This is a genomic window from Clostridium sp. ATCC BAA-442, from assembly GCF_964239415.1.
Taxonomy (GTDB): domain Bacteria; phylum Bacillota; class Clostridia; order Oscillospirales; family Oscillospiraceae; genus Flavonifractor; species Flavonifractor plautii.
This window is the reverse complement of record NZ_CAXSQB010000079.1, coordinates 1-10,852: the sequence shown is the minus strand read 5'-3', so window position 1 is coordinate 10,852 and position 10,852 is coordinate 1. Positions and strand designations below refer to the sequence as shown.

12 protein-coding genes are annotated in these 10,852 nt (G+C 62.1%); 3 read left to right on the top strand and 9 right to left on the bottom strand.

Going from position 1 to position 10,852, the window contains the following annotated elements; genetic code table 11:
* Positions 1 to 363: 363 nt before the first annotated feature.
* From ACESY8_RS18910 to mnmE, 3 genes are all read right to left on the bottom strand, one after another.
* Positions 364 to 732 carry a VOC family protein gene (locus ACESY8_RS18910; protein WP_007494812.1) on the bottom strand — a complete coding sequence of 123 codons (369 nt, stop codon included), beginning with the start codon at positions 730 to 732 and terminating at the stop codon, positions 364 to 366.
* Positions 733 to 973: 241 nt separating this feature from the next.
* Positions 974 to 1,162 (bottom strand): ferredoxin, encoded by a 189-nt coding sequence (locus ACESY8_RS18905; protein ID WP_009258113.1) that lies wholly within the window; start codon positions 1,160 to 1,162, stop codon positions 974 to 976.
* Positions 1,163 to 1,217: 55 nt separating this feature from the next.
* Entirely contained in the window at positions 1,218 to 2,588 is a 1,371-nt protein-coding gene (mnmE, locus tag ACESY8_RS18900; protein ID WP_054339098.1) for a tRNA uridine-5-carboxymethylaminomethyl(34) synthesis GTPase MnmE, read from the bottom strand.
* A gap of 428 nt (positions 2,589 to 3,016) precedes the next feature.
* On the opposite strand from mnmE, the gene ACESY8_RS18895 reads away from it, so the two are divergent.
* On the top strand, positions 3,017 to 3,715 hold the full coding sequence (locus ACESY8_RS18895) for a YczE/YyaS/YitT family protein (protein WP_054339099.1): 699 nt from the start codon (positions 3,017 to 3,019) through the stop codon (positions 3,713 to 3,715).
* Positions 3,716 to 3,771: 56 nt separating this feature from the next.
* Here ACESY8_RS18895 and rpsI read toward each other — a convergent pair whose 3' ends face one another.
* The gene (rpsI, locus tag ACESY8_RS18890) at positions 3,772 to 4,176 is read right to left on the bottom strand and encodes a 30S ribosomal protein S9 (RefSeq protein ID WP_007494821.1); all 405 of its coding nucleotides are present in this window, start codon (positions 4,174 to 4,176) and stop codon (positions 3,772 to 3,774) included.
* A gap of 17 nt (positions 4,177 to 4,193) precedes the next feature.
* The gene (gene rplM, locus ACESY8_RS18885; RefSeq protein ID WP_007494823.1) at positions 4,194 to 4,625 is read right to left on the bottom strand and encodes a 50S ribosomal protein L13; all 432 of its coding nucleotides are present in this window, start codon (positions 4,623 to 4,625) and stop codon (positions 4,194 to 4,196) included.
* Between the two features lie 222 nt (positions 4,626 to 4,847).
* Between rplM and ACESY8_RS18880 the strand changes: the two genes are divergently transcribed.
* Together ACESY8_RS18880 and ACESY8_RS18875 are read left to right on the top strand one after the other, a co-directional pair.
* Complete coding sequence (locus ACESY8_RS18880) at positions 4,848 to 5,606, top strand: tRNA lysidine(34) synthetase (RefSeq protein WP_044941145.1); 759 nt, start codon at positions 4,848 to 4,850, stop codon at positions 5,604 to 5,606.
* 175 nt (positions 5,607 to 5,781) lie between these two features.
* Positions 5,782 to 6,816 (top strand): helix-turn-helix domain-containing protein, encoded by a 1,035-nt coding sequence (locus tag ACESY8_RS18875; RefSeq protein WP_083493491.1) that lies wholly within the window; start codon positions 5,782 to 5,784, stop codon positions 6,814 to 6,816.
* 184 nt (positions 6,817 to 7,000) lie between these two features.
* Here the strand turns inward: ACESY8_RS18875 and ACESY8_RS18870 are convergent, their stop codons facing one another.
* From ACESY8_RS18870 to ACESY8_RS18855, 4 genes are all read right to left on the bottom strand, one after another.
* Positions 7,001 to 7,234, bottom strand: coding sequence for a hypothetical protein (locus ACESY8_RS18870; RefSeq protein ID WP_007494831.1), 234 nt, complete (start codon positions 7,232 to 7,234; stop codon positions 7,001 to 7,003).
* A 178-nt stretch (positions 7,235 to 7,412) separates the two neighbouring features.
* A complete protein-coding gene (locus ACESY8_RS18865) occupies positions 7,413 to 7,826 on the bottom strand; it encodes a P-loop NTPase family protein (protein ID WP_007494833.1) in 414 nt (137 codons plus the stop codon).
* Positions 7,827 to 7,945: 119 nt separating this feature from the next.
* A complete protein-coding gene (locus ACESY8_RS18860) occupies positions 7,946 to 9,274 on the bottom strand; it encodes a glucose-6-phosphate isomerase (RefSeq protein ID WP_054339100.1) in 1,329 nt (442 codons plus the stop codon).
* A 157-nt stretch (positions 9,275 to 9,431) separates the two neighbouring features.
* Positions 9,432 to 10,790 (bottom strand): PFL family protein, encoded by a 1,359-nt coding sequence (locus tag ACESY8_RS18855; protein WP_007494838.1) that lies wholly within the window; start codon positions 10,788 to 10,790, stop codon positions 9,432 to 9,434.
* Positions 10,791 to 10,852: the final 62 nt, after the last annotated feature.

The window sequence follows — 10,852 nt, the reverse complement described above, 5'->3', positions numbered from 1 at the left end:
CCCCAACCGAGCCCAACGCAGTGGGTCGGTTGGGGAGAGGAGGAGCAAGGGAGCGGAGGGAGGGATGCCCAGGCAAGGGCGTCCCGACGGGAGCGGACTTTGCGACGACGAGGGCGACGTGGCGCAGTACCTGGGTATGGACGCTTTCTTCAACCTCAAGTAAAGCGAAGCGCTGAACGCCCGGGAGCAGGCGCACAGCGAGCTGCACAGACAAAAAAGCAGTTGCGCCGAAGTGTAAGGATTTATAGAGAAGTTAAGGACAAGGCAGGCCGCAACGGTCTGCCTTGTCCTTTTTATACTGTGTAACCCACTATGACACTTTCAAGGAAAGTATTCGTGGGAGAAGCGATAAACTGTACTTTGTTACTTTTGGCATAGGCAAAATGGATGTCCTGCTGGGTCAAACATTGTTACAAAATCACTTCCGCCAAATTGTGCTTTTGACTTTGTTGCTCCCAACCGCTCTGCTTTCTTAACCATTTCCATAACATTATCAACTTGAAAATCAAAATGTATCTGTTTCTGTTGTTTCCCTGTTTCTTCGGGCCATACAGGGCAAATATACTCAGCTTCTTCAATGAACAGAAAAACGATTCCCGTAGAACTGCGTACAGCAGGTCTTGCAAATAATTCGCACATTTCCCAACCTAATAACTCACCATAAAATTTCTGCAATTTCTTTTCGTCATCGCAATCAACCATGACATTTCCTAATATAACTTCATTTTCCATGCTGAGTCCTCTCCTCCCCAAATTTTGATTTGCCGGTGAGACAATTATAAAGCGGCACCCACCGGAAAGCAACTTTTTTCAGCGGGTGTCAACTTCCTTATGGAAGTTGCGCCGAAGGCGCAAGGTGTTTTTTGCGGAGCGGTGAGCAGTGCGCCGTGGCGGAGGGTGTGAGGCGTGACAACCGAAGGAACCGCAAGGGGGGGGGGGGGGTGGGCGGGGGCCCCTTGTCGTGCTTGACCCGTCACTCCTCCAGATAGATGATGCTGACCGGGCAGCCCTCGGCGGCGGATTTCACAGCGGGCAGGTGCGCCGGGCCGGGCTGGCGGTAGACCTCCGCCAACCCGTCCTCCGCGATCCGGAACACGTCGGGGCAGGTGGAGACACACAGCCCGCAGCTGATACAGTCGCTGCGCTCGATGGAGACCTCCATGTGCATCGCTCCTTTCACCCGATAGGATGCCCCGGCGGGCGGCGGGCCATGCGTCCTATTTTCCCACGCAGAAGCGCTCAAAGATGCGGGCGGTCACGTCCTCCCGCACGCTGGCCCCGGTGAGCTCTCCCAAGGCGGCGAGGGCCTCCTCCGCGTCGGTGAGGAGGGCATCGGGGGTGATACCGGCCTCCAGGCTCTCAGAGGCCCGCGTAACGGCCTCCAGCGCCCGCCGGGCGGCATCGGCCTGCCGGGCATTGGTGAGCAGCTCTCCGGCGCTCTCCGCGCCTCCAGCGGGGAAGAGGGCGGCGACGGTCTCCCCCAGCGCATCCAGCCCTGCGCCGGTGGCGGCGCTGACCACACACAGATGGGGAAAGCGGCTCCGCAGCTCCTCCGGCGCGAAAGCCAGGGGGCGGTCGGACTTGTTGATCAGGCAGATGACCCGGGGGGCGCGGGCGGCTTGGGCCATGGCGGCCTCATCCTCGGGGGTGAGGGAGGCGGAGCCGTCCAGCACTAGCAGGGCCAGGGCGGCCCCAGCCAGGGCGGCCCGGCTGCGTTCCACGCCGATGCGCTCCACGGCGTCGTCGGTCTCCCGCAGGCCGGCGGTGTCGATGAGCCGCAGCACAACGCCGCCCAGCCGGCACCGGGCCTCCACCGTGTCCCGGGTGGTGCCGGGTACGTCGGTGACAATGGCCCGGTCATAGCCCACCAGGGCGTTGAGCAGGGAGGACTTGCCCGCGTTGGGCCGTCCTATCAGCACGCAGGGCACGCCGCCGGCGATATACCGTCCCCGGTCATAGGTGCGCAGAAGGGCTTCCAGGCCCGTATGGGCGGCGTCCAGGCCCTCCCGGATGGTGTCGGCCCGGAAGGGGTCGATGTCCTCGTCCGGATAGTCCAGCACGGCGTGAAAGTGGGCCATGAGATCCACCAGACCGTCGTAGAGGGCGGCCACCCGGCGGCTCAGCGCGCCGGAGAGCTGTCCGGCGGCCTGCCGCACGGCGGCGGGGGTCTCCGCCTCGAGGAGATCCGCCACCGCCTCCGCCTGGGTCAGATCCAGTTTTCCGTTGAGGAAGGCCCGCTTGGTGAACTCCCCCGGCCCGGCCTGCCGGACGCCCTGGGCAAACAGGGCCTCCAGCGCCATCGCCAGCACTGCGGGAGAGCCGTGGCACTGCAGCTCCGCCGTATCCTCGCCGGTGTAGCTGTGGGGGGCACGGGAGATGGTGGCCAGCACCTGGTCGATGGGGGCACCGTCGGGGCCCAGCAGGGTGCCGTAGACCAGCCTGCGACTCTCGCAGGCGGCCAGGGGACGCCCGCTGGCGGCGCGGAACACGGCGGACGCGGCCTCGATAGCGCCCTCTCCGCTGACGCGCAGAATGCCAATGGCGCTGGGAACCGGGGGTGTGGCAATGGCGGCAATGGGTTCGGACATGCTTTCACCTCATGACTGAGCGGCGGCTCATGATATGTTCGGGACACCTGACGTTATTGTACCACAATTGGAAGAAAAACGGAGAACAAAAAAGTTTGTAGAATCCGCCGTGGATTTTTTGCTTGACTTGTCTTATGTCAACTGAATTTTGCATATTGGCGTTATCCACAGGGTGTTAACTGATGTGGATAACCATGTGGATAATGTGGAAAACCCTTTGGATACCGGAGGTCGGGCGTTTCTTTACACGGTCTCTACACTGCATAGCGGATTGTATAAGGCATGTCAAAGAACATTTGTATCAGCGGCGCCGGATGTCAAAAATGGGGGTGGTTTTTTGGGCAGGCCGACAATTGAACGTAATTTTAAAAAATGCTAAAATATTATTATATCTAAAAAATATTTTTTATAAAAGGAGGGGTAGGCTTATGAGACAGCCCAGCCTGCTGCGCCGCTATATTCTGTTCTTCCGCGGAGTTCTCTGCGCCGCCCTGGGAATCGCCCTGATTACCTTAGCCGGTATGGGCACCTCGGCGGTGTCCAGCCTCTCCTATGTCCTCACGTTTGTCTTTCCAGGGCTCTCGCTGGGGGTGTTTACCTTCCTGGTGAACTGCACCATGCTGGTCGGCCAGGTGCTGTTGCTCCGGCACAGGTTTCAGTCCATACAGCTCCTCCAGATTCCGGCCACGCTCCTCTTCTCGGTCTGCATCGACCTGTGGACAGAGCTGTTGGCCCCGCTGGTGCCGGAGTCCTATGGGGCCAGGTGGGTGGTGCTCCTGCTGGGCTGTCTCTCCCTGGGGCTGGGGGTTGCGCTGGAGGTGCTTCCCAATGTGCTGATCCTGCCATGTGAGGGGTTTGTCCGAACCGCCAGCCAGGTATTCGGCTGGGATTTTGGGAAGACCAAGACCGGCTATGATCTGGCTATGGTGTCGGCAGCCGCCCTGCTCTCCTATCTCAGCCTGGGGGCCATCTGCGGCCTGCGGGAGGGGACAATAGTTTGTGCCCTGACTGTGGGAGGAATCTCCCGATTTCTGTGCCGCAGGCTCTCCTTCCTGCAATATCCGAGCCGGAGTCATCCGCCCATACCCGCAGAAGCAAGCGGCGCCCATACCGCCGCAGAGCCCTGAAAGCGCAAGTAAAATGCCGCCCATATGGGCGGCATTTTAAAAGGTCAGGCGAAAAATTAGCGCTTGGAGAACTGGGGAGCGCGGCGGGCGGCCTTCAGGCCGTACTTCTTACGCTCCTTCATGCGAGGATCGCGGGTGAGGAAACCGGCGGCCTTGAGGGCGGCGCGGAACTCGGGGTTGACCTGCAACAGAGCGCGGGCCACACCGTGACGGATGGCGCCGGCCTGGCCGGTCACGCCGCCGCCGGTGACGGTGGCAACGATGTCCACCTTGCCCAGGGTGTCGGTAGTGGCCAGGGGCTGGCGAACCAGTAGCTTCAGGGTCTCCAGGCCGAAGTAATCGTCGATGTCGCGGCCGTTGATGGTGATCGCGCCGGTGCCGTTGGGGAACAGATGCACCCGGGCCACGGAGGACTTGCGGCGGCCGGTGCCATACAGATAAGGCTTCTTGCTCTTATACATTCCTTTGTACCTCCTGCTTAGATGGCGGCCCAGGTTTCGGGCTTCTGGGCGGTGTGGGGATGCTCGGCGCCGCGGTAGATGTGCAGGCGGGACAGAGAATCCTTGGTGATGATGTTGCGGGGCAGCATGCCGCGGACGGCCAGCTGCATGGCCAGCTCGGGCTTCTGCTGCATCAGCAGGCGGTACTTGGTCTCCTTGAGGCCGCCGATCCAGCCGGAGTGGCGGCGGTAGTACTTCTGCTCCAGCTTCTTGCCGGTCAGAACAGCCTTCTCGGCGTTGACGATCACGACGAAGTCGCCGCAGTCGGCGTGGGGGGTGAACTCAGGCTTGTGCTTGCCGCGCAGCAGGGTGGCCGCGGCGGCGGCAGTCTTGCCCAGGGGCTTGCCCGCCGCATCGAGGATATACCACTTGCGGACGATGTTCCCCTTGTTGGCCATAAAAGTGGACATGGTGAAACCTCCAATTTCGCGTTCTATGATCAAAAATGTCTCAACAGAATAAGAACCCCAATCTGGACGACCGGAGCGTTTTGTATTATAATACGGTGGGTCCAAGGTGTCAACACGTTTTTTGAAAATTTTAATTTAGAAATAAGAAAGCTCACTCAAACGCGTGAAATCTCGCAAATACTCTTGAATACTCCGTTTCGATTTTTAAATTTTGAGGTGCCTATGAACAAGATTTTGAGCTATGTCCGCCGCTGTGTGGAGGATTACGACATGATCCAGGCCGGGGATCGGGTGGCGGTGGGGGTATCCGGGGGCAAAGACTCCCTGACCCTGCTGGTGGCCCTGGCCAGGCTGCGGGAGTTCTACCCCAAGCCCTTTACCGTGGAGGCCTACACCCTGGATATGGGCCATGTGGACGGGGGAGAGGGGATGGACTTCACCGGGGTGGAGGCACTGTGCCGGGAGCTGGACGTGCCCTTCACGCTGCTCCACAGCGAAATCCACCACATCATCTTTGATCTGCGCAAGGAGAAGAACCCCTGCTCCATGTGCGCCAAGATGCGCCGGGGCGCCCTCCACAACGCCCTGAAGGAGCACGGCGTCACCAAGATCGCCCTGGGCCACCACTTCGACGACGCGGTGGAGACCTTCTTCCTCTCCCTGTTCTATGAGGGGCGGCTGTCCTGCTTCCAGCCTGTAACCTATTTAGACCGCACCGGCATCACCCAAATCCGCCCCCTGCTCTACTGTGGGGAGGGGATGCTCCGCAACGCCGCCGAGCGCAACCATCTGCCCGTGGTGTTCAACCCCTGCCCGGCGGACGGCAATACCAAGCGCCAGGAGGTCAAGGAGCTGATCAAGTCCCTGGACAAGCAGTATCCCGGCCTCAAGAGCCGGGTGTTCGGGGCCATGCAGGGCCTGCCCCTGCCCGCCTGGGGGCCGGTGGAGCACCGGCGGGTGCCCCTGCCCGAGGGAGATTAGCCCACGGCATGGACATCCGGCCCGCCGTGCCGGGAGGGCCGAAACCCCTTGAAAAATCAGGACTTTCCTAACGGTCGAGGGGGAAAATCCCGCCGGGGCCTTGCAAATTTCCGCCATTCGCCGTATGGTGAGAGCGGCCTTGCAAGACCACACCCTGCCGAAAGGATGGTTCAACATGGAAAACAAAAAGACCTTCGGCGCGTATATCTGCCGCCGCCGGAAGGAGCTAGGGCTCACCCAGCGGGAATTCGCCGACAGGCTCTTCGTCACCGAGTCGGCGGTCAGCAAGTGGGAGAGGGGTATGTCCTACCCGGACATCACCCTGATCCGGGATATCTGCGCCATTTTACAGGTGTCGGAGCACGAGCTGCTCACCGCCAGCGAGGACGTGGAGGCCCGCACCGCCGAGACCCTGGCGAAAAAATACCTGTCCCTGCTGCGCCGCCTGCGCTGGATTCAGTACATCCTCTACGGCGGCACCGCCCTGATCTGCCTCATCTGCAATCTGGCGGTGGGGCATACCCTGGACTGGTTCTGGCTGGTACTCACCGGGGAACTGGTGGGGGCCAGCCTCACCCTCCTGCCCATCCTGGTGAAGCAGTACCGGGGCGTCATCACGCTGGGGGGCTTCACCCTCTCCCTGGAGCTGCTGCTGCTGGCCGCCTGCCTGTTCAGCGGGGGAGACTGGTTCCTGCTGGCCTCGGCGGGGGTGCTGCTGGGGCTGGGGGCGGCCTTCCTGCCCGGCGCCCTGCGGGAGCTGCCCCGCCCCCTGGGGGAGCACAAGGCTGTGCTCTACCTGGGGACGGAGACCCTGCTGCTGTGCGCCCTGCTCTGGGTCAGTTGTGCCTATGACGGCGCAGATTGGTTCCCCATTCCTACCCTGCCGGCGGTTCTCTTCGGCCTGACCCTGCCCTGGGCCTGGGTGCTCATCTGCCGGTACGCCCCCATCAGCCGCTGGTGGAAGGGGACGGCCTGCCTGGGGGCGGCCTGCGTGTTCCTCCCCCTGGTCAACCCGGTGATCGACCGGCTGGTGCGGCTGGGCGGCGGGACGGTGGAGCGGCTCCACGGCTTCTGGTTCCGGCCGGATTTCACCCGATGGGCGGAGAACTGGTACTTCAATGAGAACGTCCTCCTGCTCCTGTGGCTGGCTCTGGCGGCGGCCGCGGCGCTCTGTGCGCTCCGGGCGCTCCTGCGCCGCCGGGAGGCATGAACGCACCCGGACTGGATCAGGAAATAAAACTTTATGCGCACAGGGCGCACCACGAAATTATGCAAAGGCTTAGGCGCATGAAGTTTCTGCGCATATGGGCCGTCCCGCTGTAAGCGGCACATGGCCAATTTTGCTATGCTTTTGCATAACAAAACAGGCGTCGGCCAGCGGCCAACGCCTGTTTTTATTTCTCCATCTTATGCTTGAGATGCTCCACCTTGCGGGCCAGATAGTCGGAATCGGTGACCACCTTGACGGGCTGAGTGAAGTCCAGGGTGAACAGGCCGATGAAGGACTTGGCATCCACGCGGACGCTGTCGTCCAAGGAGTGCAGGAAGATCTCGTCGTCACAGGAACTGGCGATCTCCTGAAGCCGCTGGAGCTGGGCAATGGAGTTAAACTGCATTTCAATCATCATGATTCACACCTCCTTTATTTCGCCAAAGAGTATATCATGGGAGGTAATCCCACGCAATCGGTATATTATCCAAAGTTCTGCGGCGGTATGCCGGATGTACAAGCGATTTGACGCCGGAAGGAGGGAAGAACGAGGCAGCGGGGCCTGCCGCCAGCAGGCCCCGCTGAAAGGGCACGTATCAGAAGTATTTCTTGACGCCGTCGGTGGCCAGGGAGGCATCGGCGCTGATGGTGACGGTGAACTTAATATTGTTCTTCTCGGAGAAGCTGTTCAGCCAGTCCAGGAACTCCTCCACCGCATGGTCGGTGGCCTCGGAGGCCACAATCTTGGTCAGGCTGTCGATAAAGACATGGGTGATGTCGTAGTTGCCCGCGTACAGGCCGCTGATAAAGCCCTTCAGGAAGTCATAGCTCTTAATATCGTAATGGCTGGCCTCCACCAGACGGATCTTATAATGAATGTCATAGGTCAGCTTGGGGCCCCGCTCGATGCAGACCACATTGCCGTTCTCGCTGTGGACAGCGGAATTAATGAGCTCGATCATCTGCTTGGTCTTGCCGGTGCCCTTGACACCCATGATCACTCTCACCATAGTTATCACTCCTTCATTGTCCGCCGGAGCGTATCTCCGGCCTTGTGCAATTATGTTACCATTTTTGCGGCCCGATTGCAACTGATTTGCGGAAGTTCACCAAAAATTAACGGGGGTTCTTACAGGCGTGCCTCCAGCTCCGCCTTGCGGTCCTCATAACCGGGCTTGCCCAGGAGGGCGTACATGTTGTTCTTATACGCTTCCACGCCGGGCTGGTCGAAGGGATTGATCTCCAGCAGATAGCCAGACAGGCCGCAGGCGTACTCGAAGAAGTAGATCAGCCAGCCCACGCTCTGCGCGTCCCGGGCCGGGGCGGTGACCACCAGGTTGGGCACGCCGCCGTCCACGTGGGCCAGCAGGGTGCCCCGCATGGCCTGTTCGGCCACAAAGGAGAGATCCTTGCCCGCCAGGAAGTTGAGCCCGTCCACATTGTCCGGGTCGTGGGGAATGGTGACGCTGCCGCGGCTGCGGGCGAAGCGCACCACCGTCTCCAGCATCAGGCGCTCACCCTGCTGGATGTATTGGCCCATGGAGTGCAGATCGGCGGTGAACTCCACGCTGGCGGGGAAGAGGGCCTTGCCGTCCTTGCCCTCGGTCTCGCCGAAGAGCTGCTTCCACCACTCGCCGAAGAAGCGGAAGGAGGGCTCGTATCCCACCAGGATCTCCACCTTCTTGCCCAGGGTGTACAGGGCGTGCCGGGCGGCGGCGTACTGCCAGGCCGGATTGTCCGCGCCGGGGGTGGAGAGGGCCTCCATGGCCTGGGCGGCGCCCTCCATCAGGGCGGCGATATCCACCCCGGCGCAGGCGATGGGCAGCAGGCCCACGGCGGTGAGGACGGAATAGCGGCCGCCCACCGCGTCGGGCACCACAAACTCCTCATAGCCCTCCGCGTCGGCCAGGCCCTTCAGGGCCCCCTTGTGGGCGTCGGTGGTGGCGTAGATGCGCCTGCGGGCCCCCTCCTTGCCGTACTTCTCCTCCAACAGGGCCTTGAAGATGCGGAAGGCTACTGCCGGCTCGGTGGTAGTGCCCGACTTGGAGATGACATTGATGGAGAAGTCCTTGTCCTTCACCAGCTCGATGACCTCCAGCATGGCGTCGGAGGAGAGGCCGTTGCCGGCAAAGTAGATGTCGGGTCCGCCCTTGTGGGTCAGGTTGAAATTGGGGGAGTGAAGCAGCTCCACCACCGCGCGGGCGCCCAGATAGGAGCCGCCGATGCCGATGACCACCAGGGCCTGGGAGTCGCTGCGGATGCGCTCCGCCGCCGCCTGGATGCGGGCAAACTCCTCCTTGTCGTAGTCCCGGGGCAGGTGAACCCAGCCGGTGTAGGCGCCGCCCAGGCCGCTGCCCTCCTCCAGCTTGACGCGGGCGCTCTCCAGCGCGTCCAGCCGGCTGGTCAGCCAGTCCTCGGGCAGAAACGGGGTGCAGTTGGAAGTAATCAGCTCTAACATAAATTGACCCTCCTCAAAATAAGGCTTGTCCTGGCTCCCAGTATACACCAAAGCAGGCCGCTTTCCTAGGGGGATTTTGGAAATTTTGAAGCAAAAAAATGCGCCCCGCACAGGCCGGGCGCCCGCGGAGAAGGACAACGGGGATTGGGCGGCCGCGTCAGTTCTTGAGACTCTGCATGGGGGCCGGAATACGTCCGCCGCGGGCCACAAAGGCGTCACTGCTCTCGGCGTGGACGGGCATGACGGGGGCGGAGCCCAGCAGGCCGCCGAATTCCACCGTGTCCCCCACCACCTTGCCGGGGGCAGGGATGAGGCGGACGGCGGTGGTCTTGGAGTTGACCATGCCGATGGCGGCCTCGTCGGCGATGATGGCGGAGAGGGTGGCGGCGGTGGTGTCGCCGGGGACGGCGATCATGTCCAAGCCAACGGAGCACACACAGGTCATGGCCTCCAGCTTATCCAGGTGGAGGGCGCCCGAGCGGGCGGCGGCGATCATGCCCTCGTCCTCGCTGACGGGGATGAAGGCGCCGGACAGGCCGCCCACGTGGGAGGAGGCCATGACGCCCCCTTTCTTCACCGCGTCGTTGAGCAGGGCCAGGGCGGCGGTGGTGCCGTGGGTACCGCAGGTCTCCAGGCCCATCTCCTCCAGAATGCGGGCCACGCTGTCGCCGATGGCGGGGGTGGGGGCCAGGGAGAGATCCACGATGCCGAAGGGCACGCCCAGCCGGCGGCTGGCCTCCTGGGCTACTAGCTGGCCCATTCGGGTCACCCGGAAGGCGGTCTTCTTGATGGTCTCGGCCACCACGTCGAAGGGCTGGCCCTTCACGTCCTTGAGGGCGTGGTGCACCACGCCGGGGCCGGACACGCCCACATTGATGATGCAGTCCGGCTCCCCCACGCCGTGGAAGGCGCCCGCCATGAAGGGGTTATCCTCCACCGCATTGCAGAATACCACCAGCTTGGCGCAGCCAAAGCCGCCCCGGTCGGCGGTGCGCTCGGCGGTGTCCTTGATGATGCGGCCCATCTCGGCCACCGCGTCCATGTTGATCCCCGCCCGGGTGGAGCCAACGTTGACGGAGGAGCAGACAAAGTCGGTGATGGCCAGCGCCTCGGGGATAGAGGCGATGAGCTTCTTGTCGGCCTGGGTGGCCCCCTTCTGCACCAGGGCGGAGAAGCCGCCGATGAAGTTGACCCCGGTGGACTTGGCGGCGTTGTCCATGGCCACGGCGAAGGGGACGTAGCTGCCCGTCTCCGACGCCCCGGCCACAAGAGCCATGGGGGTGACGGAGATGCGTTTGTTGACAATGGGGATGCCGAACTCCCGCTCAATGGCCTCGCCGGTGGCCACCAGGTGCTCGGCCCGGCGGGTGATCTTGTCATAGATCTTCTGACAGGCGGCCTTTGGATCGGGATCGGCGCAGTCCAGCAGGGAGATGCCCATGGTAATGGTACGCACGTCCAGATGCTGCTGGTCGATCATATGTATGGTATCCAAAATTTCGTTGGTGTTGATCAAGTCAATTCCTCCTGAAAATCAACTGAAGCGTGGGCGGTTCCGGCGGGGGGGGGGGGGGGGGG